The organism is Burkholderia sp. MSMB0856 (assembly GCF_001524645.2).
Lineage (GTDB): Bacteria > Pseudomonadota > Gammaproteobacteria > Burkholderiales > Burkholderiaceae > Burkholderia > Burkholderia diffusa.
The window spans coordinates 2,716,101-2,741,874 of sequence record NZ_CP013427.1 but is presented as its reverse complement, the minus strand read 5'-3'; the positions used below and the strand labels follow the sequence as shown (position 1 = coordinate 2,741,874).

At 63.3% G+C, this 25,774-nt stretch carries 25 protein-coding genes and 2 pseudogenes; 10 read left to right on the top strand and 17 right to left on the bottom strand.

The genetic code is table 11. From position 1 onward, the window contains the following. Positions 1 to 18 precede the first annotated feature (18 nt). From WS87_RS14035 to WS87_RS14020, 3 genes are all read left to right on the top strand, one after another. Positions 19 to 795: an ABC transporter ATP-binding protein gene (locus WS87_RS14035; RefSeq protein WP_011352945.1), complete on the top strand. Its 777-nt coding sequence runs from the start codon at positions 19 to 21 to the stop codon at positions 793 to 795. Next, positions 795 to 1,511, top strand: coding sequence for an ABC transporter ATP-binding protein (locus WS87_RS14030; RefSeq protein WP_027785191.1), 717 nt, complete (start codon positions 795 to 797; stop codon positions 1,509 to 1,511). Before WS87_RS14035 ends, WS87_RS14030 begins: the two co-directional genes overlap by 1 nt. Before the next feature lie 249 nt (positions 1,512 to 1,760). Further along, entirely contained in the window at positions 1,761 to 2,432 is a 672-nt protein-coding gene (locus WS87_RS14020; protein ID WP_059527695.1) for a DUF2278 family protein, read from the top strand. Between the two features lie 15 nt (positions 2,433 to 2,447). Here the strand turns inward: WS87_RS14020 and WS87_RS14015 are convergent, their stop codons facing one another. From WS87_RS14015 to WS87_RS14005, 3 genes are all read right to left on the bottom strand, one after another. Continuing rightward, complete coding sequence (locus WS87_RS14015) at positions 2,448 to 2,903, bottom strand: GNAT family acetyltransferase (RefSeq protein WP_021160763.1); 456 nt, start codon at positions 2,901 to 2,903, stop codon at positions 2,448 to 2,450. Between the two features lie 13 nt (positions 2,904 to 2,916). Continuing rightward, positions 2,917 to 4,101 (bottom strand): acetylornithine transaminase, encoded by a 1,185-nt coding sequence (locus WS87_RS14010; protein ID WP_059527689.1) that lies wholly within the window; start codon positions 4,099 to 4,101, stop codon positions 2,917 to 2,919. Between the two features lie 294 nt (positions 4,102 to 4,395). After that, positions 4,396 to 5,427 (bottom strand): CDP-6-deoxy-delta-3,4-glucoseen reductase, encoded by a 1,032-nt coding sequence (locus WS87_RS14005; protein ID WP_059820920.1) that lies wholly within the window; start codon positions 5,425 to 5,427, stop codon positions 4,396 to 4,398. A 105-nt stretch (positions 5,428 to 5,532) separates the two neighbouring features. On the opposite strand from WS87_RS14005, the gene WS87_RS14000 reads away from it, so the two are divergent. Next, positions 5,533 to 6,570, top strand: coding sequence for an NAD-dependent epimerase/dehydratase family protein (locus WS87_RS14000; protein ID WP_059820919.1), 1,038 nt, complete (start codon positions 5,533 to 5,535; stop codon positions 6,568 to 6,570). On the opposite strand, the gene WS87_RS13995 is transcribed toward WS87_RS14000, so the two are convergent. Beyond that, positions 6,553 to 6,741: a hypothetical protein gene (locus WS87_RS13995; protein ID WP_059527680.1), complete on the bottom strand. Its 189-nt coding sequence runs from the start codon at positions 6,739 to 6,741 to the stop codon at positions 6,553 to 6,555. The two genes, WS87_RS14000 and WS87_RS13995, sit on opposite strands and share 18 nt — an antisense overlap. A gap of 105 nt (positions 6,742 to 6,846) precedes the next feature. Beyond that, on the bottom strand, positions 6,847 to 7,563 hold the full coding sequence (locus WS87_RS13990) for a pseudouridine synthase (protein ID WP_059701872.1): 717 nt from the start codon (positions 7,561 to 7,563) through the stop codon (positions 6,847 to 6,849). Between the two features lie 218 nt (positions 7,564 to 7,781). On the opposite strand from WS87_RS13990, the gene WS87_RS13985 reads away from it, so the two are divergent. The 3 genes from WS87_RS13985 (at position 7,782) to WS87_RS13975 (ending at position 10,364) form a co-directional block, all read left to right on the top strand. Next, positions 7,782 to 8,282: a DinB family protein gene (locus tag WS87_RS13985; RefSeq protein ID WP_059692225.1), complete on the top strand. Its 501-nt coding sequence runs from the start codon at positions 7,782 to 7,784 to the stop codon at positions 8,280 to 8,282. Positions 8,283 to 8,481: 199 nt separating this feature from the next. Beyond that, positions 8,482 to 9,255 carry an SDR family oxidoreductase gene (locus WS87_RS13980; protein ID WP_059450952.1) on the top strand — a complete coding sequence of 258 codons (774 nt, stop codon included), beginning with the start codon at positions 8,482 to 8,484 and terminating at the stop codon, positions 9,253 to 9,255. A gap of 179 nt (positions 9,256 to 9,434) precedes the next feature. Then, entirely contained in the window at positions 9,435 to 10,364 is a 930-nt protein-coding gene (locus tag WS87_RS13975; RefSeq protein ID WP_059820918.1) for a LysR family transcriptional regulator, read from the top strand. A gap of 81 nt (positions 10,365 to 10,445) precedes the next feature. Here the strand turns inward: WS87_RS13975 and WS87_RS13970 are convergent, their stop codons facing one another. Further along, positions 10,446 to 11,342 (bottom strand): LysR family transcriptional regulator, encoded by an 897-nt coding sequence (locus tag WS87_RS13970; protein WP_059820917.1) that lies wholly within the window; start codon positions 11,340 to 11,342, stop codon positions 10,446 to 10,448. 104 nt (positions 11,343 to 11,446) lie between these two features. Here WS87_RS13970 and WS87_RS13965 point away from each other — a divergent pair, with 104 nt between their 5' ends. Beyond that, the gene (locus WS87_RS13965) at positions 11,447 to 12,337 is read left to right on the top strand and encodes an alpha/beta fold hydrolase (protein WP_059820916.1); all 891 of its coding nucleotides are present in this window, start codon (positions 11,447 to 11,449) and stop codon (positions 12,335 to 12,337) included. Positions 12,338 to 12,377: 40 nt separating this feature from the next. On the opposite strand, the gene WS87_RS33985 is transcribed toward WS87_RS13965, so the two are convergent. Both WS87_RS33985 and WS87_RS13960 read right to left on the bottom strand, forming a co-directional pair. Next, positions 12,378 to 12,548: a hypothetical protein gene (locus tag WS87_RS33985; RefSeq protein WP_179949186.1), complete on the bottom strand. Its 171-nt coding sequence runs from the start codon at positions 12,546 to 12,548 to the stop codon at positions 12,378 to 12,380. A 317-nt stretch (positions 12,549 to 12,865) separates the two neighbouring features. Continuing rightward, positions 12,866 to 13,989 (bottom strand): IS3-like element ISBvi7 family transposase gene (locus WS87_RS13960; RefSeq protein ID WP_107938004.1). Its coding sequence is split into 2 segments (ribosomal slippage): positions 12,866 to 13,728 and positions 13,728 to 13,989, totalling 1,125 coding nucleotides; the frame shifts between segments, so codons are not numbered across the junction. Positions 13,990 to 14,086: 97 nt separating this feature from the next. On the opposite strand from WS87_RS13960, the pseudogene WS87_RS13955 reads away from it, so the two are divergent. After that, positions 14,087 to 14,715, top strand: a pseudogene (locus tag WS87_RS13955) (transposase); the annotation flags it as partial. Positions 14,716 to 14,741: 26 nt separating this feature from the next. Here WS87_RS13955 and tnpC read toward each other — a convergent pair. The 3 genes from tnpC to WS87_RS13940 are packed head-to-tail and all read right to left on the bottom strand — an operon-like array spanning position 14,742 to position 17,207. After that, entirely contained in the window at positions 14,742 to 16,307 is a 1,566-nt protein-coding gene (tnpC, locus tag WS87_RS13950) for an IS66 family transposase (protein WP_059820731.1), read from the bottom strand. Between the two features lie 31 nt (positions 16,308 to 16,338). Beyond that, entirely contained in the window at positions 16,339 to 16,689 is a 351-nt protein-coding gene (tnpB, locus tag WS87_RS13945) for an IS66 family insertion sequence element accessory protein TnpB (protein WP_059531434.1), read from the bottom strand. Beyond that, complete coding sequence (locus tag WS87_RS13940) at positions 16,665 to 17,207, bottom strand: transposase (protein ID WP_059531437.1); 543 nt, start codon at positions 17,205 to 17,207, stop codon at positions 16,665 to 16,667. Before WS87_RS13940 ends, tnpB begins: the two co-directional genes overlap by 25 nt. Before the next feature lie 46 nt (positions 17,208 to 17,253). Here WS87_RS13940 and WS87_RS13935 point away from each other — a divergent pair. Then, positions 17,254 to 17,754 (top strand): annotated as a pseudogene (locus WS87_RS13935) (integrase core domain-containing protein); the annotation flags it as partial. A gap of 340 nt (positions 17,755 to 18,094) precedes the next feature. Here WS87_RS13935 and WS87_RS13930 read toward each other — a convergent pair. The 6 genes from WS87_RS13930 to WS87_RS13905 are packed head-to-tail and all read right to left on the bottom strand — an operon-like array spanning position 18,095 to position 25,773. Continuing rightward, positions 18,095 to 18,511, bottom strand: coding sequence for a very short patch repair endonuclease (locus WS87_RS13930; protein ID WP_059820522.1), 417 nt, complete (start codon positions 18,509 to 18,511; stop codon positions 18,095 to 18,097). Further along, positions 18,504 to 19,307: a hypothetical protein gene (locus WS87_RS33620; protein ID WP_159085684.1), complete on the bottom strand. Its 804-nt coding sequence runs from the start codon at positions 19,305 to 19,307 to the stop codon at positions 18,504 to 18,506. Before WS87_RS33620 ends, WS87_RS13930 begins: the two co-directional genes overlap by 8 nt. A 2-nt stretch (positions 19,308 to 19,309) precedes the next feature. Continuing rightward, positions 19,310 to 20,215 carry a hypothetical protein gene (locus WS87_RS13920; protein WP_159085683.1) on the bottom strand — a complete coding sequence of 302 codons (906 nt, stop codon included), beginning with the start codon at positions 20,213 to 20,215 and terminating at the stop codon, positions 19,310 to 19,312. Next, positions 20,212 to 22,119 (bottom strand): hypothetical protein, encoded by a 1,908-nt coding sequence (locus WS87_RS13915; protein WP_159085682.1) that lies wholly within the window; start codon positions 22,117 to 22,119, stop codon positions 20,212 to 20,214. Before WS87_RS13915 ends, WS87_RS13920 begins: the two co-directional genes overlap by 4 nt. Beyond that, positions 22,091 to 23,137 (bottom strand): PD-(D/E)XK motif protein, encoded by a 1,047-nt coding sequence (locus tag WS87_RS13910; protein WP_082750743.1) that lies wholly within the window; start codon positions 23,135 to 23,137, stop codon positions 22,091 to 22,093. Before WS87_RS13910 ends, WS87_RS13915 begins: the two co-directional genes overlap by 29 nt. Continuing rightward, positions 23,134 to 25,773, bottom strand: a complete 2,640-nt coding sequence (locus WS87_RS13905) for a Z1 domain-containing protein (RefSeq protein ID WP_082750744.1) — start codon at positions 25,771 to 25,773, stop codon at positions 23,134 to 23,136. Before WS87_RS13905 ends, WS87_RS13910 begins: the two co-directional genes overlap by 4 nt. Position 25,774 lies beyond the last annotated feature (1 nt).

Here is a 25,774-nt window from a genome sequence, read left to right as displayed (position 1 = left end):
GACAAGGGGATATCACACATGAGCGACAAGCAAATCCGACTGTCCGTCAAAGGCGTGAACAAGCGCTTCGGCGGCTTGCAGGCACTGTCCGACGTCGGCCTCGAGATCAAGGAAGGCGAGATCTACGGCCTGATCGGCCCGAACGGCGCCGGCAAGACCACGTTCTTCAACGTGATCACGGGCCTGTACACGCCGGACTCCGGCGAGTTCAAGCTCGACGGCACGGAATACAAGCCGACCGCGGTGCACCAGGTCGCGAAGACGGGCATCGCGCGCACGTTCCAGAACATTCGCCTGTTCGGCGGGATGACCGCACTCGAGAACGTGATGGTGGGCCGCCACGTGCGCACCAAGCACGGGCTGCTCGGCGCGGTGTTCCAGACGCCGGCCGAACGCCAGGAAGAGCGCGAGATCAAGGAACGCGCGATCGAGCTGCTCGAATACGTCGGCGTGCTGCAGTATGCGGACTACACGTCGCGCAACCTGTCGTACGGCCACCAGCGCCGGCTGGAAATCGCCCGCGCGCTGGCGACCGACCCGAAGCTGCTCGCGCTCGACGAGCCGGCGGCCGGGATGAACGCGACCGAGAAGGTCGAACTCACGCGCCTGCTCGACAAGATCCGCTCGGACGGCCGCACGATTCTGCTGATCGAGCACGACGTGAAGCTCGTGATGGGACTGTGCAACCGGATGACGGTGCTCGATTACGGCAAGGTGATCGCCGAGGGTCTGCCGCAGGACGTGCAGAAGAATCCGAAGGTGATTGAGGCATATCTCGGCGCAGGGGTGCACTGATGGCAGCGGCAATGTTGAAAATCAAGGGCTTGCAGGTCAACTACGGCGGCATCCAGGCCGTCAAGGGTGTTGACATGGAAGTCCGTCAGGGCGAGCTCGTGACGCTGATCGGCGCGAACGGCGCGGGCAAGACCACGACGATGAAGGCGATCACGGGTCTCAAGCCGTATTCGGCGGGCGACATCGAGTACGACGGCAAGTCGATCAAGGGCGTGCCGTCGCACGAACTGCTCAAGCGCGGGCTCGCGATGGTGCCGGAAGGTCGCGGGATCTTCGCGCGGATGTCGATCATCGAGAACATGCAGATGGGCGCGTATCTGCGCAACGACAAGGAGCAGATCAAGAAGGACGTCGACCGGATGTTCGGCTTCTTCCCGCGTCTGAAGGAGCGTGCGACGCAGCTTGCGGGCACGCTGTCGGGCGGCGAGCAGCAGATGCTGGCGATGTCGCGCGCGATCCTGTCGAAGCCGAAGCTCCTGCTGCTCGACGAGCCGTCGATGGGCCTGTCGCCGATCATGGTCGAGAAGATCTTCGAAGTGGTGCGCGAGATCTCGAAGGAGGGCATCACGGTGCTGCTGGTTGAGCAGAATGCACGCCTCGCGCTGCAGGCGGCCGACCGCGGTTATGTGATGGACTCGGGCACGGTCACGATGGAAGGCGACGCGAAGCAGATGCTCGACGATCCTAAGGTGCGGGCCGCGTATCTGGGTGAATGACCGAGCCCGGTGCGGCGCGGCGGCGGATGCCGGCGTGCCGCGCAAGAGCTTTCGAAAAGCTGTCACGGGATGCCGTGGCAGCTTTTTTTTCGTGCGGCGCGCCCGGCGGCGAACTTGTGCGTGCGGAGGCGACTCCATTCATTCGGCGGTGACGCCGAACATGCGGCGCGGGACGCGGCAACCGGCCGTCCGCAAACCGACACGCGGGCTGCGTAGCATGGTCGATCCATCGGGACACGGAGAGCACGCATGAGTCTGGACTACGGTTTCGTGAAGGCGAAGGTGACGTCGGTGGCGCAGCTGAAGGGCTCGCCGCATGGCAGCGAGATCCAGTATCACATCCACCTGACACTCGCACTGCCGACGGGCGACTGGGACGTCGCGATCAACGTCGGCACCAACGACGCGGACGACTTGCTGAACTACAAGCTCGTCTACGATTTCCATCATCCGGTCACGGCGACGCTCGCGGCCGCGGCCGAAGGCTACACCGATCTCACCGGGCAAACCGCGCTGCCGGCGCTCGACTATCTGCGCAGCGACATCCTGAACGAGACGGGCGCATGGCGCGCCAGCGCGGTGATGGACGGTACCGAGAACGCGGAGCCGATCCCTTCGCTGCTGCGGCTCGTCAACGCCGCGCAGTCGCAGGGGCTCGACGTCGTCGTGTTCGGCCGCACGTATTCGGAAGGCAACGGCATTCACGACACGCACATGAACCAGGGGTCGACGGGCTCGCACTATCTGCACCGCGCGGGCGACGACCACAACGATCACAACGACGTCTGGCAGGACGGCGCGCTGATCGTGCGCGTGAGCGAGTCGCAGTGGGCCGCGTATTTCGCGGCGTTCGAGCAGCAGGCCGTGCCGACCGACGCGCTCGGCAATCCGCTGCCGGACGCGGGGCCGATCACGCGCTGATGGGGGCTGCCGGCGTCAGGCGGCCGGCAGCGTCTTGCCGAACGAAATGCGTTCCTCGACGCGATAGCCGAGCGCCGCATAGAAGCGGCACGCATCGTCGTTGCCGGGCAGCACCTGCAGATTGATCTTCAGGCAGCCGCGCGCGGCGAGCGCGCGTTCCGCATGCGCGATCAGCGCGCGGCCGATGCCGAGTCGCCGTGCGTCGTTCGACACGCCGAACGAATATAGCCAGCCGCGATGTCCGTCGAAGCCCGCCATCAGCGTGCCGACGACCCGCGCGCCGCTGGTCGCGACGAAGAACAGTTCCGGCTGCGTCGCGAGCTTCAGCTCGATCGATCGCAGCGGATCGCGGTGCGGCGGCGCGCCGGCTTCGTCGTACTGCGGGAACGCGTCGCGCCAGACCGCGAGCACGGCATCGGTGTCGGCGCGTTCGAACGGGCGGATAGCGACAGCATCGGCGGCGGCATCCATCGCGGCGGTCTCCTCAGAGCGTGTCGAGGATCGACCGCAGCATCGCCATCATCTGGTCGATTTCCTCGGTCGTGACGTTCAGCGCGGGCATGAAGCGCAGCAGGTTCGGGCGCGCCGCGTTCAGCAGCAGGCCATCGGGCTGCATGTCGCGCGCCTTCTCGACGATCTGCGGGCCGATGTCCTTGCCGAGCAGCAGCGCGCGCAGCAGGCCTTCGCCGCGTTCGCCTTCGAAACCGCGCTCCTCCGACAGCTCGAGCAGCTTGCGCTTCAGGTATTCGCCGCGCGCGCGCACGCCTTCGAGGAAGCCGGGCGCGACGAGTTGCGAGATCACCGAATGGCCGACCGCCGTCATCAGCGGGTTGCCGTTGTACGTGCCGCCCTGGTCGCCGGCCTCGAACACCGCGACGTCGGCCTTCGACAGCAGTGCGCCGAGCGGAGCGCCGCCGCCGATGCCCTTCGCGAGCGTCATGATGTCCGGCTCGATGCCGGACAGCTCGTACGCGAACAGCGTGCCCGCGCGGCCGCAGCCGCTTTGCACTTCGTCGACGATCAGCAGCAGGTCGTGCTGCTTCGTCAGCGCACGCAGCGCCTGCATGAATTCACGCGTCGCCGGAATCACGCCGCCTTCGCCCTGGATCGGCTCGAGCATCACCGCGACGGTCTTGTCGGTGATCAGCTTCTCGACCGAGTTGATGTCGTTCAGCTCGGCCTTCGGGAAGCCCGGCACTTGCGGTGCGTAGATCGTGTCCCAGCCCGGCTTGCCGCTGGCCGACATCGTCGCGAGCGTGCGGCCGTGGAAGCTGTGGTCGAACGTGATGATCTCGTACGCGCCGTTCTTGAACTTGCGGCCCCATTTGCGCGCGAGCTTGATCGCGCCTTCGTTCGCTTCCGCGCCGCTGTTCGTGAAGAACACCTTGTCGAACACGCTGTGTTGCGTCAGCAGCCCCGCGAGCTTCGCCATCGGTTCGTTGTAGAACGCGGGCGACGGGTTCAGCAGCTTCTCGGCCTGCGTCTTCAGCGCTTCGACGATGCCGTCGTTGCAGTGGCCGAGACTGTTGACGGCCCAGCCCTGAATGAAGTCCAGATAGCGCTTGCCGGTGTGATCGTAGAGCCACGAACCCTTGCCGTGCGTAAACACGATGTCGGGGCGGTTCGTGATGTACATCAGCGAGTCGATCGGGTAATCGTTCAGGGACATGACAGCAGACTCCAGCGGACGTTGAAAGGGAAACGGGCAATAAAAAAGCCACGGAAGGCCGTGGCTGGTAGGTCGAACAGCTTGTGCGTAACCGGTGAAGCGGAGGGAGGGTTACGCGCGAGTCCGTGACGAGCCGGCGGCATCCGGGCGGAGCGGCGAGCGGCGACGTCGGAGAGCGGACAGGAAGCGGTTCATGTGCGCAAGCATAAGGCATCCCGCGCCCCACTGTAAACCGCCGCGATGCCACGGATGTGACACGGCGGCGCGCAGCGGGGACGCGGGCGCGCCCGGTGCTCAGACCGGGTGCGCGAGATCGGCGGCGCTCGTGAACGAGTCCGCGTAGAACTCGTCGGCCGGCAGCGCGTGGTGCTGCGTGAAGTCGCGCTGCGCGGATTCGACCATCACCGGCGCGCCGCACGCGTACACCTGGTGGCCCGACAGATCGGGCAGGTCCTCGATCACCGCGCGGTGGACGAAGCCGGTGCGGCCCGTCCACTGGTCGGCGTCGTCCGGCTCGGACAGCACCGGCACGTACTTGAAGTTCGGGATCTCGCGCGCCCATTGCTCGGCGAGCTCGCCGAGGTAGATGTCCTTCTTGCGGCGTGCGCCCCAATAGAGCGTCATCGGGCGCGTGATGCCGGAATGCCTGACGTGCTCGATGATCGCCTTGATCGGCGCGAAGCCGGTGCCCGACGCGAGCAGCACGATCGGCTTGTCGGAATCCTCGCGCAGGAAGAACGTGCCGAGCGGGCCTTCGAAGCGCAGGATGTCGCGCTCCTTCATCGCGCCGAACACATGGTCGGTGAACTTGCCGCCCGGCATGTGGCGGATGTGCAGCTCGATCGGGCCTTCCGCGTGCGGCGCATTCGCCATCGAGTAGCTGCGGCGCGAGCCGTCCTTCAGGATGAACTCGACGTACTGGCCCGCGAGGTATTGCAGGCGCTCGTTGGCGGGCAACTGCAGCTTCACGACCATCACGTCGTCGGCGCGGCGCTCGAGCGCGGCGATCCGGCACGGCAGCTTCTTCACCTGCACGCCGTCGACGCCGGCGATTTCACGCACGTCGATCTCGAGGTCGCATTGCGCCTTCGAACAGCAGAGCAGCGCGAGGCCGCGCGTGCGTTCGTCGTTGGACAGTGCCGACGCGGCGTGCGGGCCCTGTTCGATCTGGCCCGACACGATCTGGCCCTTGCAGGAGCCGCACGCGCCGTTCTTGCATCCGTACGGCAGATGGACGTTCTGGCGCAGCGCCGCCGCCAGCACGGTTTCGTCCGACTCGACCTGGAACTGCCGGCCGCTTTGCTTGAGAGTAACGTTGAATGCCATAGAACCAAATAGAACAAAATGTGGGGACCGTGCATGTCGGCACGGCAGCTACAATGCAAACCCGTTGCGCGCCGCGCAACGGTGGCTACTGATTTCGCAACCATCATGATCGCGACTCGAATCCTGCGCCGGCCGCGCGCACTGATCGTCGGCTGCGGCGACGTCGGCCTGCGTTGCGTCGCGCAATGGCGCGCCGCGCGCCGCAACCTGCGCATCGTCGCGCTGACGAGCCATCCGGGCCGCTGCGACGAATTGCGCGCGGCAGGCGCGACGCCGATCGTCGGCGACCTCGATCGCCGCGCGACGCTCGGACGTATCGCGGGGCTCGCCCGCACGATCCTGCATCTCGCGCCGCCGCAATCCGACGGCCGCGACGATCGCCGCACCCGCGCGCTGATCGCCGCATTGTCCGTGCCTGCACGGCGGCCATCCGCACCGCCGGTATCGTCGGTCGGCCGGCTCCGCACGCTGCGTGCCGCGTCCCGGCAGGCCGGCGTGCCGGCGCGGGCAGCGCGTATTGTACCCGACGCCCTTCGCGCGCCGACGCTCGTCTACGCCAGCACGACGGGCGTATACGGCGATTGCGGCGGGGCGCGAATCGACGAGACGCAGCCGCTGCGCCCCGCGAATCCGCGCGCGTTCCGGCGCGTGTCGGCCGAGCGTCAGTTGCGCGCGGCGACGGTGCGCGGCGTGCTGTCCGCGCGCATCGTGCGCATTCCCGGCATCTACGCGGCGAACCGGCTGCCGCTCGCGCGGCTCGAGCGCGGCACGCCGGCGCTCGACGCGGCCGACGACGTCTACACGAACCATATCCACGCGGACGATCTCGCGGCGATCCTGCGGCGCGCGGCCGTGCGCGGCAAGCCGGCGCGCGCCGTGCACGCGTCGGACGACAGCGAACTGCGGATGGGAGAGTATTTCGACCGGGTCGCGCAGGTGTTCGGCCTGCCGCTGCCGCCGCGGATCAGTCGCGCGGACGCCGAGCATCGGCTCGAACCGACGCTTCTGTCGTTCATGCGCGAGTCGCGGCGCCTGTCGAATGCGCGGCTCAAGGCCGAATTGTGCGTGACGTTGCGCTATCCGACCGTAGACGAATTCCTTCAAACGCTCGCGTCGCGCGGCGCGTCAGGTGAGCGCCGGTAACGCCTCGATCAGCAGGAAGCACAGCAACGCGCCGATCAGCGCGCCGATCAGATTCGGATGATATTTGTGCTTCATGTGCATCGTGGCCAGCAGCCCGCCGATCACGATGGCGCCCACGACCGCGAAGGCGATCGTCACGTACGACAGTTCGAAAGAATGGTTGATGTTCATGATGTCTCCCCTGCATTGCTGCTCGTACAGCTTGTGATTTCAGTATAGCGGGGGATCGTGCGGCCGCGACGCGGCCGGACACCGAACGATCGTGCGGATTTTCCCTTACAGGGTTTTGACGGAATTGCGCAGGGCTGAAAGGTCGTCTTCCCCGAGCCAGCGCCATGCGCCCGGCGCCAGGTCGTCCGGCAGCGTGAAACCGCCGATGCTTTCGCGGTGCAGCGCCTCGACGCGGTTGCTGGCCGCGGCGACCATGCGTTTCACCTGATGATATTTGCCTTCGAGGACGGTCAGCGCGAGCGCGTGCGTGTCGCGCGCGTCGGCGGCGACCGCCGCGATCGGCTTCGGCTCGCCGTGGAGCTGCACCCCGGCGCGCAGCGCGTCCAGTTGGGCATCGTCGAGCGGGTGGCGCACGGTCGCGACGTAGGTCTTCGGCACCTTGCGCTTCGGAGACGTGTACGCATGCACGAACTGGCCGTCGTCGGACAGCAGCAGCAGGCCGGTCGTGTCCTGGTCGAGGCGGCCGACGCACTGCACGCCGCGTGCGACGAGCGGCGCGGGCAACAGGCTGAACACGCTGGCATGGTGTTGCGGGTCGCGCGAACATTCGTAGCCGGCCGGCTTGTTGAGCGCGAGATATGCGCGGGCGTGGAACGGCCAGGCGGTGTCGTCGACCGTGAACACGAGGCCGTCGGTGTCGAACGACGCGTCGGGGTCGGTCGCGCTCGCGCCCGCGACGGTGACGCGGCCCGTTTCGATCAGGCCGCGGCACTGGCGGCGCGAGCCGAAGCCCTGCGTGTAGAGAATGCTTTCGAGATCCATAGCGCGCGCATTCTATCAAGCGGCGCGCCGGCGCCGGCACGAACTCGCCCGCGCTGGTAAGCTGCGGAGCGCTGGGCGCGACGCGGGGCACGTTCCTTCTTCATGGAAAGTGGACATCGCACGCAAGGTACGTACGGCTCCAGCGTGAAGCAGTGCCACCGCGGCGGCGGGTCCGTGCCAGGGCTGTTGCCGTCTTCACCCGACACGGAGTTTGCCGCATGAATCCGACGACGCTCGATGCACTCGCCGATTTTCCCCGCCAGCTCGAAGCCCATTTCGCCGCCGTGCCGGACGGCTATGCACGCTGGACCCCCGACGACTGGAACGGCATCCCGAGCGAGCACTTCTCGCCGCTCGGGCAACTCTGCCACGTGCGCGACATCGAGATCGACGGCTACCACGTGAGGTTGAGGCGGATGCTCGATGAGGATCATCCGCTGCTCGTGTCGGTCGACGGCGACGCGCTCGCGATCGAGCGCCGCTACGACGCCGCGAACGCGTCCGACGTGCTCGCGGCGATCCGCGACGCGCGGCGCGAGACGCTCGACGTCGTGTCGCGCCTGACGCCCGGGCAGCTTGCACGCACCGGCGAATTCGACGGCTATGGCGCGCTGACCGTGCGCGGCCTCGTTCATTATCTGTGCAGCCACGACCAGCAGCATCTGGCCGGGATGCAGTGGCTGCTCGGCAAGATCGACGCGGCGCTTTACGCACGCTGATTCACGCGTGCGAGGAGGCCGTGCGACGTGTCGCGCCAAGGCCAAGCAGATTTCGCCGCCCGCGTCGGTGGGGCAGCCCGCCGTTCCGGACGCCTGATTGGATCGTTTTTCTGGATAATCCATCCAGCCATGCCCGGCTGACCGGCGCGTCGCGCGTGCCTACACTCCTAGCTTCACCCAACGCAAAAAGGAGTCAACCGTGGCTACTCACACGCTCGCAGACAAGGTCGTCCTGATCGCAGGCGGCGCCAAGAATCTCGGCGGCCTGATCGCCCGGGATCTGGCCGGCCACGGCGCGAAGGCGGTGGCGATTCACTACAACAGCGCGGCATCGCAGGCGCAGGCCGAAGAAACGGCCGCCGCCGTGCGCGCGGCCGGCGCGCAAGCCGCGACGTTCCAGGCCGATCTGACGACGGCCGCCGCGGTCGAGAAGCTGTTCGGCGACGCGAAGCAGCGCTTCGGCAAGATCGACATCGCGATCAACACCGTCGGCAAGGTGCTGAAGAAGCCGTTCACCGAAATCTCCGAGGCCGAATACGACGAGATGTTCGCGGTGAACAGCAAGTCCGCGTTCTTCTTCATCAAGGAAGCGGGGCGGCACCTCGAGGATCACGGCAAGCTCGTCACGCTCGTGACGTCGCTGCTCGGCGCGTTCACGCCGTTCTATGCGGCCTATGAAGGATCGAAGGCGCCCGTCGAGCACTTCACGCGCGCCGCGTCGAAGGAATACGGCGCGCGCGGCATTTCGGTGACGGCGGTCGGGCCGGGCCCGATGGACACGCCATTCTTCTACCCGGCCGAAGGCGCCGACGCGGTCGCGTATCACAAGACGGCGGCCGCGCTGTCGCCGTTCAGCAAGACGGGCCTCACCGACATCGAGGACGTCGTGCCGTTCATCCGCCATCTCGTGACCGACGGCTGGTGGATCACCGGTCAGACGATCCTGATCAACGGCGGCTATACGACCAAGTAACGGGCCGTGCCGGCGGTCGTCGCGTGCGCGCGGCGACCCGCAATGGACCGTTTGCATGGACAATGGACGGGCGCGCGGGCACAAGACCGCGCGCCCGTTTCTTCTGTGCCGCCGGGATCGGCCGCGACGCGCGGCGCTTGCCGGTGACGGTCGTCCGAACCCACGTTTTCCGCCCGCCGATGGACAAGCTGGACCAGGTCAGAATCTTCCTTCAGGTTGCCGAGATGGGCAGCTTCATCAAGGCCGCGCATGCGCTCGACGTGCCGCGCGCGACGGTGTCGGCCGCCGTCCAGCAACTCGAGGCCGCGCTCGGCACGCGCCTGTTGCACCGTACGACGCGGCAGGTGCAGCTGACGGCCGACGGCGCGCTGCTGCTGGAGCGTGGCCGGCGCCTGCTCGCGGAAGCCGACGAGCTCGACCGGCTGTTCCGGCGCCGCGATCGCGACGTGATCGGGCGGCTGAACGTCGATGCGCCGAGCCGGATCGCGCGCCGCGTGATCGCGCCCGCGCTGCCGTCGCTGTTTCGCCGCTACCCGAAGCTGCAACTGTCGCTCGGCTCGACGGATCGCTCGATCGATCTCGTGCAGGAGGGCGTCGACTGCGCGATCCGGGTCGGGCGGCTCGCGGACAGCAGCCTCGTGGTACGGCCCCTCGGCCAGTTCGCGCTGATCAACTGCGCGAGCCCCGACTATCTGCGCGAATGCGGCGTGCCCGAGCACCCCGATGCGCTCGCGCACGGGCACTGGGCGATCGGCTATGCGTCGCCGACGACCGGCCGCGAGCTCGGCTGGGAATACTGCGCGGACGGCGAGCACCGCACACTGGCGCTGCCGAGCCGCGTGATCGTCAACAACGCCGAGACCTATATCGCGAGCTGCATCGCCGGGATGGGGCTGATCCAGATTCCGCGCTTCGACGTCGTGCATCTGCTCGACAGCGGGGCGCTGGTCGAGGTGATGCCCGGCCATCGGGCCGCGGCGATGGACGTATCGGCTGTCTATCCGCATCGCCGGCATCGGTCGAGGCGGCTCAATGCGTTCGTCGAATGGTTCGCGGAGTTGATGGCGGATGCGCTGAACGACACGGGCGCGGCAGCGACCGGCGACTGAAAAAGGGCGCCGCGCCCGCCCGCGCCGGCCGCGACCAAGGGGGCGGCGGCCTGCGACTTGTATCGCGGCCGGCGCGCGCGTTCAGTCGGCGTGTGCCGAGAACTGCCGCGTGCGTCCGGTGGCCCGCACCGCGTCGATCAGCGCGGCGCCGGCACCGCCGGGCTTCGAGGCGAACGCGTAAAAGCGTGCGGCCGGCAACGTCGGCAGGCCATCGCGCGGCCCGCATGCGCGCAGGCCGTCGCGCAATTGGCTGCGCGCGAGCGCCGTGACCGCGAAGCCGGCGAGCGCGGCCGACACGCAGCCGGCCATGCTCGCGCTTTCGAACTGCACGCGAAAGCGCCTCAGTGCGGCCGCGAGCGCGGATACCGCAGCTTCCCGGTATACGCATGGCTCCGGAAACAGCGCGAGCGGCACGTCGCTTTCGGCGTCGAGCGGCGTATCCGACGCGAACGCCCATACCAGCGGCTCTTCCCACAGCAGTTCGCCCGGCGCATCGACCTGCCGGCATTGCTTGCCGAACACGACGTCGAGCCGGCCCAACGTCTGCTCGCGCAGCAGCGCCGCGGTGATGCCGACCTTCAGTTCGATCGACGTGCGCGGATGGCTGTCGCGGAATGTGCGCAACACCTGCGGCAGCCACGTACCCGCGAAGTCTTCCGACGCGCCCACGCGCAGCCGGCCATACGCCGACGCGCCGCGCAGCCGGGCGCGCACTTCGCGCTCCATGTCGACGATGTTGCGTGCGTACGCGTACAGCGTATCGCCGGCCGGCGTGAGCGCGATGCGGCGCGTGGTGCGCGCGAGCAGCACCGTGCCGGCCGCCTGCTCGAGCCGCTTGATGTGGCCGCTGACCGCGGACGGCGTCAGCGCGAGCCGTTCCGCGGCTGGCGCGAAGCCGCGGCTGTCGACGACTTCGAGGAAGGTGCGCAACAACGCGATGTCGAGCGCGGTCGACGCGGGATCGGTCAGCGGTTCCATGGGTAATTCAACGCGATATTCGAAGAATGAATGATGATACGCCGCGAATCGTGATGAAAGGCGGGTCTACCATGGGCTATTCAGGCTGACTCACCGGAGTGCACATGACCGCTTATCGATATGCGACCACCGCGTCGCTCGAACTTGCCTATCTCGAATGGAATCCGCGCGGCGAACGCGTGGCCGTGCTGCTGCATGGCTGGCCGGACAGCCCGGTCGGCTGGGAAGCCGTGGCCGAAACGCTGGCCGCGCACGGCTACCGCGTGCTCGCACCCGCGCTGCGCGGCTTCGCGCCGACCCGCTTTCGCGATCCCGCGACGCCGCGCAGCGGCCAGCTCGCGGCGCTTGGCCGCGACCTGCTCGAATTCATCGACGTGCTCGGCATCGAACGGCCGGTCCTGGTCGGGCACGACTGGGGTGCCCGCGCGGTTGCGAACGCGTGCGGATTGCGCGACGGCGCGGCCTCGTATCTGGTGATGCTATCGGTGGGATACGGCACGAACGACCCGGCCCAGCCGCTGTCGCTGCCGCAGGCGCGCAATTACTGGTACCACTGGTTCATGGCGACGCCGCGCGGCGAGCAGGCGCTGCGCGACGATCGCCGTGCGTTCGCGCGCCTGATGTGGGACACGTGGTCGCCGGCCGGCTGGTACGACGCGCGCGACTTCGACGCGGCGGCGACTGCCTTCGACGGGCCGGACTGGATCGACGTGGTGCTGCATTCGTACCGTTATCGCTGGGGATTCGTCGACGGCGGGGCCGCCTATGCGGAAGACGAAGCGCAACTGACGCCCGCGCCCGTGCTGTCGGTGCCGACGCTGGTGCTGCACGGCGGCGCGGATACCTGCAACGGGCCGGAGACTTCGGCCGGGCGCGAGCGATTCTTCACCGGCCGCTATGAGCGCACCGTGCTCGATGGCGTCGGGCACTTTCCGCAGCGCGAGGCGCCGGCGGCCGTCGCGGACGCGATCCTGCGGTTCTGCGAGCAGGGCTGAACGTGCGGCGCGCGCCTTGGGGCGAGGTCGGTCGAGCCGGTCACTCGGTGCGGTGCGGAATGTTGTCCGGGAACGGGTAGGGTGCATGCGGCCCAGGCCAGTCGGGCACGGGCGGCTCGCGGAGCAGATCGCATCCGCCCAGCATGATTGACAGCAGCGCGACGAGCATGCCGCGGCCAATCCGGCTCGAAAAGAAGACGCGCGTGGACATGAGCGGCCTCCGTGCTTGCGTGTCCTGATGCTTGGACCGCCGGCGGAGGGTGCGCGTTGCGGTGTGCGATGCGCGCGGGAAAAACGCGCGGCAAAAACAAAAAACCCGCGAAGCGGCGAGCTTGCGCGGGTTTCGACAGGGTGCAGCGCATGACGCTGCGAAATACTGGTGCCAGGGCCGGAATGAAAAAGCCCTTGCTATCGCACACCGGTGGCTGATTCTTTAATAGACCTGACCTGCCCCCAGCAAACAGGGCCAGCCGGAGTCTAGTAAAGTTCGTTTTTGAACGGTCCCGGTTTTCAGTGCCAAAGGCAATGTTAGTCTTCGGCGTTCTGTTGGTCCGTCAGTTGGGCCTGCAGGCCCAACTGACGGACGTATTCGGCAGGCGGCACTTCACCGAGAGCCCTGTGAGGCCGACTCTCGTTGTATTCGACCCGCCATCGCTCAATCTGCTCCCTGGCGTCGGCCAGCGATGTGAACCAGTGCACGTTCAGGCATTCATCGCGAAGCGTGCCGTTGAACGACTCCACGAATGCGTTATCCGTTGGCTTGCCGGGCCGGCTGAAGGCAATCTCGACCTTGTGATGGTAAGCCCACAGGTCCATCACCTGACTCGTAAATTCCGAGCCGTTGTCACAAAACAGCGTGCGGGGCGCTCCGCGTTTGCTCCTCAATTCATCCAGTGCACGCACGACATCTGAAGCGCTCAGTCGCTGGCCAACATCGATGGCTAGTGCTTCGCGCGTAAAGACGTCGATGATGGTTAGCGCGCGGAACCTCTGGCCGTTCGAAAGCTGGTCGGCGACGAAGTCCAAACTCCACGCCTGATTTGCCGCCGTCGACTTTGCACGTGCCGGGCGGCTCATCTGTGCACGTCGCTTGCGATTTGGTCTGTAGCGCAGCGACAGCCCTTCCTCACGATACAAACGGTACAGCCGATTCTTGCTGACCTGATAGCCCTCCCGTAGCAGCAGCACGCGTATCTTGCGGTAACCATAGCGCACCCGCGTCGCCGCGATTTCACACATGCGCTGCCGCAATGCAGTCTGCGGGTCGCGGTGGCTGCGATACTGGTACACCGAGCGCGATATGGCCACCAGGCGGCAGGCACGCCGCTCTGCTACTCCATAGGCGGACTTTAGATAATCCACGACATGGCGCCTCGGCGATGAATTCACCACTTTTTTTTCAATACGTCGGTCAGCATCGCCTTGTCCAACGTCAGCTCCGCGACCACCTTCTTCAGTTGGACGTTCTCGTCTTGAAGCTGCTTGAGCTGCCGCACCTGGTCCGTCTGCAAACCGGCATATACCTTCTTCCAGCGATAGAAGGTTTGCTCCGAAATGCCCACGTGACGAATCAGTTCCGCTACCGGCATGCCTGCTTCGGCCTGTTTCAACACCGCCACAATCTGCTCCACACTGAAGCGCTTGCGTTTCATCGTACGGCTCCTTTCATACTGAAAAAGTCCGCCGAAAACTCGCTTACATCATGGCACTGTTTGCTGGGGGCCGCTCATTTCGGAGAAGAAGACGAACATGAAGAAGAGCTTTACGGAACAGCAAATCATCGGGTTTCTGAAGGAAGCCGAGGCCGGGGTGCCGGTCAAGGAACTGTGCAGGAAGCACGGGTTCAGTGACGCGTCGTTCTACACCTGGCGTGCGAAGTTCGGCGGCATGGAAGTCTCGGAAGCCCGCCGGCTCAAGGACCTCGAGGTGGAGAATGCCCGGCTGAAGAAACTGCTGGCCGAAGCAATGCTCGATATGGAAGCGTTGAAGGTCGTCGTCAAGGGAAAGCCCTGAGCCCGCAAGCCAAACGCGAAGCAGTATCGGCGATTCGGGAGAAGGTCAACATCTCCGAGCGCCGCGCCTGCCGGCTTGTCGGGCTTTCTCGCAGCGTGCTGCATTACGACGCGAAGCCAGACCACGAGAATGAGGTGCTAGCGGCGCGTCTGGTGGAGTTGGCACACCAACGTCGTCGATTCGGCTACCGCCGATTGCACGCCCTAGTGGAACGCGAAGGCACGCACGCCAATCACAAGCGCATCTATCGCCTGTACCGCGAGGCAGGGCTGGCTGTGCGGCGCCGTCGCAAGCGCCACGGCGTCATGATTGAGCGCGAGCAACTGGCATTGCCGGGCGCCCCCAACGAGGTGTGGTCAATTGATTGTATGCGGTCTTTTAACGACGCCCATCAGAGGTTGGGAGTGGCAGGCATGCTCCATGGCATGAGGGCGGCATAGTCGTCGGCGGTTGCGGCGAGCGGCAACCTGGTGAACAGCCAGACCAGATAGCGATACGGCTCGACGCCGTTCGCCTTGCACGTCTCGACGAGGGAGTACAGGTTGGCGCTGGCCTGCGCGCCAGCGACAGTATCGGAGAACAGCCAGCCCTTGCGGCCGACGACGAACGGCCGGATCGCGTTCTCGCACAGGTTGTTCGAGATCGGCCAGTTGCCGTTACCGACGTATCGGACCAGCTTGGGCCACTGTCCGCTCATGTACTGCAATGCCTTGCCGAGCAGACTCGACGGCACGACGCCCGGCAGATGCTCAACCAGCATGCGCTCGATGATGGCGAGCACGCGGGCGCTGTACCGAGCGCGCAGTCGTTGCCGACGTTCAGACTTCCACTTCGCGCTGCGCACCTCGGCCGCGAACAGCTTGCCGATCAGCACGACGAAGCGCGTGGCCAGCAGATCCGGCGAGCGTGCCGCCTTCGGCACCGACTCCTCGGCCTTGATGAAGCTGCGGCGCACGTGTGCCCAGCATCCGAGATGCACGAGCTGGTGATCGTGGGCGATTCCGTTGTAGAGCTCGTACCCGTCAGTCATCAGCACGGTGCCAGGCTGCACGCCAGCATAGAGCTTCTGCGCATGCTGGGCGCCGCGCCCCGGCGAGTACGAGAACATCCGTACTGGTGGCCCCGAGCCGTTGACCTGCGCCCACAGGTAACTCTTCGCCTGCGGCCTTCGTCCCGGTTCCTTCAGCACCTGGAACGTTGTCTCGTCGCCGTAGATCAGGTCCGACTCGAGCAGCGCGTCGCGCATCAGGTTGATCACCGGCTGCGTGGCCAGTCCCACCCGCACCACGCTGGCGGCCAGCGTGTTGGACGAGATGTCGCCGCCGAAGCGACGCAGCAGCGTGGCTTGGCGATACAGTGGCATACCGTACTGGTACTTGCCAGTGATGATCCACGCCAGCGCGGATTCCGTGAGCAACCCGCGCGGGATGATACGCGCTGGCGCCGGCGTGACCTTGATGCCGAGATCACAGCACGGGCACGCGTACTTGACGCGCTGGTGCTGAACGACGCGGACCTGCTCGGGAATCACGTCAAGCTGTTCGCTCGTCTCGACGCCGATCTCGACGAGAGCCTGGCCATCATGCGCGCAGAATCGTTCAGACTCGGGTAGTTCGTGCCGCACGACCTCGCGCGGCAAGTTCGGATCGAGTGGTTTGCGTCCGCGCTTGCCTCGCGTGTGGGCGGCGACAGACGTGCCGGGCGCGTCCTCGCGCGCGGGCGCATCGGTAGTGGTGGCCAATGCTTCAGCTTCGTTGAACAGGCCGAGTTGGTCGGCATGGCGCGCCTCGCTAGAGGCACCGAACAGTTCGTGCTTGTAGGCCCGCAGCTTCTCTTCGGCCAGATCGCGCTGGGCCGTCACGAGTCGAAGCTCACCGCGCAGCGCGTCGCGTTCGGCGCTCGCGGCAATCAGCGCTTCGTATTCCTCCGCGCTCAACATGACGGGGCTATTCGGCATGGCCGATTAGACCATGCCATCTGCGTAGTGTTCAGCTCATCCGCGCGTAATATCGCTGGGGATGCTTCTGGATCACGGCCAGGTCGATGCCGTCGAGCAGCCAGTGCAACTGCTCAGTGCTGAGCGTGATCGTGTCGCCGCCGTTCGGCCAGACGAAGCGGTCGGCTTCGAGTCGCTTGAGCAGCAACCAGAAGCCGTTGCCGCCCCAGCCGAGGATCTTGACTCGATCACGACGGCGGTTGCCGAAGACGAACAGCGCCGAGGTCATTGAGTTCAGGCGCATCGCCTGTTCGACCAGGATCGACAGCCCGTTGATGCCCATGCGGAAGTCGACGGGATCGCGATGCAGGTAGACCTTCAGCCCTTCGTCGAACCGGAACACGGCAGCCTCCCGAGCATCTGGATCACCGTGGCCAGCTCATCGACACTCGCCTCGCCGAGATCGAATTCGACACCATTGGACAAGCGCACATGTAACGAGAGCGCCATCAACGACGGGGCTGGTGGCAATACTGGGGAAGCGGCAGGCACAGTCGACGCAGTCGTGACGACAGGAACGAATGCTCGCGCTTCACTCATTGGAACCCGATGTGCAGTGCCCGGAATGTCGATCGATACGCCGTCGATCACCAGCGGGTCCGGCCTCGTCGGGGTTTGCAGCGTATGCTGCTGATGGCGCGAGATCCAGCGACGCAACTGGTTCGGATTAACGTCATGGTCCATGGCCGCCCGGGCGATCGATACCCCCGGCCTCAGGCAAAACTCGACCAGCTCCCGCACGGCATCTTCATCAAATTCCCGCCGGCCATCCCGTCTGCGGCCAACCACCAGTCTGCTTCGAAGGTCCTGTTTCTCTGTCATCACGGTCTGAGTGCATGTGTCCACGCGGACACTTAGCATCTGACCTTCTGCCTACCATTGGTAGGGCGTCGTTTATTGACGGCTTACAATTGATTTCGTGATGGATGCGCTTTCCAACGGCCGGCGCGTGAAGTGCCTGACCGTCGTCGACGACTTCACGAAAGAGGCTGTCGACATCGTCGTCGACCATGGCATCTCAGGTTTGTATGTCGCTCGGGCATTGGACCGCGCAGCTCGCTTCCGTGGCTATCCCAAGGCGGTGCGAACAGACCAGGGCCCCGAATTTACGAGCCGCGCGCTTGACCAGTGGGCGTATGCGAACGGCATCGCTCTGAAGTTGATTCAGGCGGGCAAGCCAACGCAGAATGCGTACATCGAATCGTTCAACGGCAAGTTCCGCGACGAATGCCTTAACGAGCACTGGTTCACGACGCTCGCGCATGCTCGGGCTGTCATCGCGGCATGGCGTCAGGACTACAACGAGCAAAGGCCGCACAGCGCACTGAACTACCTTGCGCCGTCAGAGTTTGCGGCGAAACATCGGGCAACCGCGGATACTCCTGCCGCTTTCCAGGAGTTGGTTTAAAGGGACTTTGCTAGAAGCCCATTGGCCCTATTGATGGGGGCACGTCAGACCATGCTGCAGATACCACCAAAAATACCACCAGCCAGCGACGGCTGCTTGGTACTCACGTTGCGGTGTTTACGTCTCAGGTAACGGAGGTGAACTTCCGCGCGATGAGAGGGCGCAGAAATCGTCACAATTCGAAGTAATGGGGGAAGGCTTGTCAGAGCATTGAAGTGAGGATTAGGCTCGGGATTACGAGTCCTGCCCGCTGCGAAATACTCAAGATGACGATTTGCTAACGCTAGTCGATACCGGGTGGCGCGGACAGTAGTTATCGCTTTCGATGAACTGCATAGGGTCAGCTCCTGCGAAGTTGATCTATTTTCGCCTCGATGCGTTGAATACAGCGCTCAAAGTTTTTTTCCACGTCATGTTCCCAGATGTGCATGACTGCCCACCCTTCTCGGCGAAGAAGCGCTCTGCGTCGGAGGTCACGTGCGATGTTTCCGCTGATCTTTTCATACCAGTAGGGCGCAAGTTTGTCCGCCCATCGCTCAAACTGCCAGCCGTGCCAAAAATCGCCGTCAATGAATATTGCGAGGCGAATCTTGGTGAAGACTACATCGGGTTTGCCTGCAAGCCATGCTGCATTGACGCGGAAGCGGTGTCCGCGCCGGTGGAGCTCCTTTCGAACCGCAAGCTCAACTTTGGTGTCCCGATTGCGGATCCGCGACATGGTTACGCGTCTCTGCTCGGGCGTCATGTTGTCAGCCATGGCGCGACACAGGCATGGACACTAAATCTTGGCGGAGAACCGAGGCCGCCACTTGCTCGAAAACGAGCTCGACATGATGGTTGATTTCTTCGATGGCAATCGACTCAAACGACACGAACGAGGATAGCCGGAGAAAGCGTTTCTGTGCTTCTCGAATCAACTGACGCCGGGTAAGGTCCGGATAGGCTTTCGATGCCGCCAGCAGACCGACGGCGATGGAGCCGGGCAGTCCTTCTATTCCTGCGAGAGACGGGCGCTCCATTAGCTGCACCAGTTCATCTTCCCCCAAAACGCGAAGGAGATCCGTAACCTGGGGAGCTCCGGCACACCGCGGCGCAAGGTGAAAGGCGCGCCACCAGAGGCGTTGAAAAACGTTGCGTCGGCCCGAAACGAATCGCTCAAGCGGGGTTGGGGCACCTCCTGTTCCACTGAAGCGCCATCGAACGATATCGGGTAGCAGAACGCAGGACAAAAACTCCCAGACCCCGCCTTTGGTTGCCTCCGCAGGTGCCATCGTCATCTGCTCGGCAAGCACAAGAGCGGCTCCGACGTCGAAGTCCGCAGCACGCTGTTGGTCCGGTGGATCTGGATACCCTGCGGCCGCAGCTAGTATCAGGAGTTCGTTACGCAGATTGTTCAGAGCGGCTACGGTCGCGCGTGTTCCACCTGTAGGCGTGTATTCGCAAGAGGGGTGCTCGGAGGCGGCCGATTCCGCGAGCGATTGAACTGACGTCGAACGGGCGATATTAGCGATCTGAATAGCGATATGGTGGGGGACTTGGGGAAAGAGAGTCACGTTCAACTCCAAAACAGCCTAAGCCGACCCTGAAGGTCCGTACCGAAATGATCCGGCCTCTGGTTTGCAGCAGCAGCCAAACCGCCAATGCTGTCGCCAGGAAATAGCATCTGGATCATCGTGTAGACGACTCTTCCGCAACTGCCTTCGGCGTAGTCGCCATTGCGCTCAATGAAGTCCTCACTCGCCAGTGTTCCAAGAATCAGAGCCTTGGCGGTGTCAAAGTAGATCGCTGAGCGGATAGCGGATGCTTCAGCGTTAGGGGCGTCACCTGAAACGGCGTGCACCACGCGGGGGTGTGCAGCGTTGATGAGCAGGCGGACTGACCCAAGAAAGGGCTGATCCAGGGCAAGGACGTTCCAAGAGAGCCGCCAACCTGCATCCCGGTTCGCCCAATAGCCTTTGCTAAAATCCACCACTTCGACAGGAAAGAGCGACTGCGACGTATCCAACTGAATCGTCTGCCTCTCCTGCAGTAGCACGGCACCGGCGTGCCGTGCAGCGAGTGGAGCGGGGGAATCGTGCCTGCAGGCCGTCACGATAGTGGTGTCGATATGCAGAGCCCCTGCGATGTCGCTGCCGGCTATTTCTCCAGCCAATTCAACAATGCACGTGCCACCGTCGTCTGCAATGGGAACGCGGGCAATGCTCCGGCGTAGCATGGTGCCAGTGCTAGACCAGCTTGCCGCAGCCAGCAGAGGAACATCATTCGAAAAGTTGCAGTCGGCTCGCAGTCCGGCGGTGTCAATGATGACTTCTCTGCGCAAGCGGAGGACGGAGTTGTAATCCAGTCCGGGTAAGACTGGAGCGAGGAAGGCAGGCGGCTCCATCGATAGGACCTCCCACAGCCCTGCTGCAAGGCGATGAGACGCGGCCCGCTTGTAGGGGACGGCGATTGCAGTTTTCATGCTCCCGCCTCTGCTTCCACCCTAAGCGACACTGAGATCATGGCATCGGAAGGGATGCTAACTATGACGGCCCATGTGCCACTGTTAGCTAGAACGTCGCAACTTGCAACGCCTTTGGCGACAACCCCGCCGTTTGAGTCTATCCACTTTAAGACGGCCGGCTGCTGCGCCCCCTCAGGCGGATTACTCTCGAATCCATCAGCTATAACCACTTTGGGTTGTGCGAAAACTCTAACTGCGGCACCGGTCGAGTTCGAAGCTTCGAAGCGGGCAACCATCGATGCGACGCCGTCGACCAGTTCGATCACCGGCTCGCCAACAAACGAAATCTGTGGGGCCGTAGTCGTGGTGCGCCCTGTGCCGGATCGTTTGCCACCTTCGCCATTGCTGTTGGAGGACCCGTTCGCGCGAGAGCCTGGACTGGAGGCCGCAGAACCTAGCGATGGCACAAGTCCGCCGAGCAGGCGAGAGAAGCCGGCCACCGAATGAGGTCCTGCTCCAGTGGCTTCGATGGGGTGGGGGGCAGTGAAGGCGTCGACTGTGTCCTTTACTCTACGCAAGGCTACGCGAACATAGGTCTTTTCGGCCGCATCCAACAGAAGATCAGGAACCCAGTCATCGTGCGTCGGCGGTTCGGCGCGCGCAAATGCAGCATCTGCTTCGGCATCAACTCGAAACACGCCTCCGTACTCAGCCAGTTCATATGGAACTAGCGGTCCTTCCAAGTACTTCACCACGAAGTTGGGAGCACGCATCAATGCAATTTGGCGTAGCGGTCGCCGAAGCGTGCGCTGGTACAGGTTGGCACCGTCATCATTGCTTTCGCTGGCGGCAGGTGACGAGCCCATAAGGGCCGAAGGTTGCCGCGCGAGCGCAAGCTGGCCCAGCAACTTTTTGGGTCGCTGTGAAGCAATGGGCTCTAGGACCGCACCACCGGACGGAACTTTTGCTGACGCGACAGTGAAGGCGCGGGCGAGCAACGCGAGTTCGGGCTCCTCCTGTACCTTGGGTAGCTGGAACTCGCTACCTTGCCACCGGACGCTGAACGACATGGTAGGCGTCTGTTCAGGGCCGTCGATGAACTTCGGCCAGAAGTAGTCCATGATTGCGCGCCCCATCTGATGAAGTACTTGCTGGGGCGCGGCCCCCTCGAAATCGGGTGCGAGAACATAGACAGTGGTGCCGAGGGCATCCGTGGCGCGCCCGATACCACCAAGCAACAACGCCAGAGCATCGGCCTCATCGCCGACCACAGGGTCGACGACCTCGTCTTGCGCCAATCGCCCCCACCAGTGTCGTCCGGTGAAGCGCTGACCTTCAGGGCCATGGGTCTCAAACTGTGGTCCCAATGCGGCTGCCATGAATCTCGATTCGATGCCGTGCTCGTTCCTGAAGCGAGTATGGACGCAAATGGTTTTCAGCGAGCTGGCGAGAAAGTACGCTGCTTTACCGAAGCCGTATGTACCTCCTGCGTATGCACGGTTCGGCGGACGCCCGATGTATCGCATGAAGTCGACGAAATTGGTCGACTCGCCTGGCTGCGGAACAATATTTCCGCGAGTGGGTCCGCTGAGTCCTCGAGTACCGAAATCGCTAACGGCAAGAACGGGGAAGTCGCCATCGGCGAGGAGGCGGCTTCGTACATCAACTGCAGCAGGCGTGTTTGCAAACGCCTGGACCGACAGCGCCTTGCGTGCGTCTCGATCGAGCAGGAGTCCATCCACCTGGAATTGCACTCCACCGGCGGGCGAAATCCGCGCGTCCCAACTGTTTTGAACTGCTTCGCGAACCAGCAGCGTAAAGCGGTCTGCCCGCGGGCGGCCAAGTTGGTTCGAAACCCCCTCTGCTGCCGCGCCGCCGGTTGCGGAAAACGGCTCAGATTGAAGGTCCAGCGGGGTCGGCATCGCGGATTCCTGCAAGCGCCATATGAAGGTTATCCAGCATCTCCGGCTGTAATGGCGCAGCCGAAGATGTGGCGAGGTCGATGGTGTAATGAATATCGGAGACGCCGGGTGGCGGCTCGGATGAGTTGAAAGATGTCGCTGTCAGTCGGGGAAACGATGCCGCCACTTCGTAGAGCCTCCAGTCGGTAACATCGAGTCGGAGTTGCCGGTAGTGGGCTTCATCGCGCTGATCGTACCCAACATGCGAAAGGCGGTTCACTAGATCAAGCCGATCAACACCGGCATCCAGGGCTGACTGAATCAGTTCCGGCACGGTGGAGCCCGATGCTCCATTCAGCTCTAGGTGCATGGCGCACAGATAGAGTTGGGCATCGCGAGGCTGCTCCAACTGCGTCAGCCCATGCACTCGAAATTTCCATTCATCCCGACGCGTTGTTGTTTTGACTTCCAGTGCACAACCGTTCACCGCGAAGTCGTGCCGTGCGCCGTATGGTCCCTGCCAGGCAGAGATACCTTGAATGTTCCGCTCCGCAATGCGTACCAAGTGCCACAGTTCCCCGAACAGGCCGCACAGAGCCTCTGTTGACAGGATGTTCGAAGCCTCGCGGTCCAGTAGTTCGCGCCACCGCTGCAGTGTTTGCCGGCAGGCATGCAGCGGCTGGAATGCACCTTCTTGCAACAAGCCGAGTACTTCTTCGGCAAGATGGGCAAAAACATTATTAAGGTGCGCCTTCTTGCAGGCAAGGTCGAGATATTGCCGCTGGCCCGATGCATCGACGAGCGTTCGAGTAGTCAAATGGACGCCGCCGCTGCGTCGATCGTAGGCAGCAGGAAAGTCCGCCGCAACGGGGATCAATACGTGCCTGAGGCCGGTCGCATCGATCGCCAGTAACGCGGTGCCGTAGGTGGTGTTTAGTGCGGTATCAAAGACGCGAAATTCACCCCGCGTCGGCATGTCGGCGCCCAATTCGAGCTGGCGCCATCCGTCTTGAGTGAGTTGAATGCCGCTTCTTGTCATTCTTCGATCTCGGCCATGTCTTCTAAATCGTCGATGTCAATCATTTCGCTGCCAATGTCCGGTAGCTCGACAGTCATGTAGTTTTGCGGCGTCAAATCGCTTTGCGGGACGTCGGGGAAGACGAGTGCGAGACCGATGATATGCTGGATCGCCGCAAGCGGCGCACGTTCGCTGCTGCCCTTGCGAGGCACAGAATCCTTGCTGATCGGATAGAGGAGCAGTAACCCCTTGTCTGGAACGAATTCGTCGCGAAGCTTGCGAAGCGTGTCGCGATCCTTACCGCGTAGTACCGTGGCGAGTTCCGGGACATCGATAGCGACGTCGGTTTCCGACATCAGTGCCTTGATGTCAACCACCTGCGGGCTTCTTTCGCGCAATGATCGAGCGCGGTTGACCATCGGGACTTCCTCGTCCAGCCCGAGGTCAATCGTCCCAAGTGCAGGCAGTGGTTCGGAGCGCGTAACGACGGCAACTGTCCAGTCCGTGATGTGCCCGCGCTGATTCTGTTCACGGATGTAGCTTTGCAGCAGACCCGTAGGCATCTCACTGTTATTGACGTCAATGGCGTATTCGTTCAAAAACTGAAGCACCTGGGTTGACGGAACATCGAAGAATACTTTGTGCGGCTTGTCTGCAACCTTTGCCGGTTGAATGCCAGCTACGCGAATACGTGCAATCAAGTTGCGCGCCGCCTTAAGGTTCTGATCCAGCCACGCTTGGTCTTCGTGGCGGAAGACGATAGTTTGTACTTCCCGTGCGTTGAATGCCATCTTCGCTGGCACGGCGTGCTGCATCTTGAGCTTTGCAGTTATGGCCAGTGCAGGGTGCTGTCGGATGCGGACTGCGAACTCCATTGGCGTGACGTCGCCATTCTTATAGCGCGAGATGTCCTGTCGAATTTCCCGTTCGACACTAGCGAGGTCGTAGAAGTAGCCACGCAACTCCTTCGTCATCCACACGCGCGCAAGGTCGGCGTAGCCTGGCCTGTAGCCAAACCAGCGTCCCATCTGCAACAGCGTGTCGTAGGCGGAAGCCGATCGGATGAAGAAGCTCACCGTCAGTCCTTCCAGCGTCAAGCCACGGGACAGCACGTTGCCGCCAATCACGATGTAGATGCGGCCATTGCCGTCGGCGTCCTGTTGATAATCCACCCTGTCGAGGGTCGGGCTACTACCGTTCTCCACCTTGGTTTCAGTCTGCTTGACCACTGCTGCCATGTGCGCCATCAAATCGTCGAAGGCCACAGGCTCCAAACCAAGCTCCTGTGAAGGGAGAGCTGCCTGTTCGCGCAGCCACAGTGCTTCGAGTTCGCTGGCCAAGGCGGCGTCGCCATGCTGAATCTGATTTAGTACGGTGTCCTGAAATGAATCAACAACCCCCTTGGCGTTCCGATGTACTGCTGCATACTGGGTGGTGTGAATAAGCATGGATGCATGTTTGCTCCGTTGGCCACGTACACGTCGTGCAGCGGTGGCCATCCAGTAGTACAGCATCGCCTCGCGAAGCGTGGGCGTAATTTCGGGTATGAATGTAAACCGCGCATCTCGATTCGGCGGTTTCAGTTGCGCACCTTCGCCCTCCGGGACCAAACGTATGACGTTCAGTCCATCAATGGGGTCCTCGGTTTCATCAACAGGGGCGCGCCCGAATATTTGTTCGGCACCGAAATAACCCTTGCCGCGCGGCAGATCGACGATGAAGTCTCGTGGATAGAGGTCTTCCGGCAGAGACGGATCGATGAAGAGGTTAGCGAAGGGCGTAGCGGTGTAGCCCACGTAGGCGGCCTTAGGCAGATCCCTCAACAGCTTGACGATCCACTCGTTGATCTTGGTCCGCTCATCTGGCTTCGGGTGCGAGTTTGGACTGGCCTGGTCGGCTTCATCATCGATGATCAGAACGGGACATGCTCGAAGTACTTCGGGCCGTGCCCCGGTGAGCCATTTATAGAGGCGTTTGAGTCTGGCGCTGTTCTTCTTGACGACACCGAGCACTTTTGTGGAGTGCTTTTCCGTAAGGAACGAATTTACGTTGGTGCTGGAAGCGAAATCGTCCTCGACGTTCGTCACTGTGATCCAGTGCTCCAGATTGGCAGCAATGAGATCCTCGTCGATGCGCAACTGAGTCTGGTACCGGAGGACGTTGTTCATTCCTGACAGCACAATGATGAACCGATAGCCGACATCGGCGGCCTTGGCGATGACAGCTGTGAAGCTTGCAGTCTTGCCGCTCTGGACGTGACCCAAGACAAGTCCTCGCGTGCGAATCTGCGCCTTGCCGGGAGGATCGAGTAGAGAAACCACCCGCGTTGATGCTTCATCGATATCCTTGATGGCCTCCGGATCCCATCCTTTGCCCTTCAAGTGTTTTTCATAGGAGTGCCACAAGCGGTCCGATGGGTCTGGGCCCAAATACCACGGATCAAGATGTTTGTTGTAGATGCTCCCCGGTTCCGTCATTGTCCATACGCGGCGGCTTGCATCGCGGTACTTCTGTAGAGCTTGTTCAACCAGTGCAGCGGGCAGCAGTGTCGAGAGGCGCGCTGCTGCCTCCTCGGGCGTCCTTCCTGCGCGCACCGAATCATGGATCTGTTCGGCCAGTTGACCGACTTGATCATTAGCCCCTTCACTCAAAGGCATG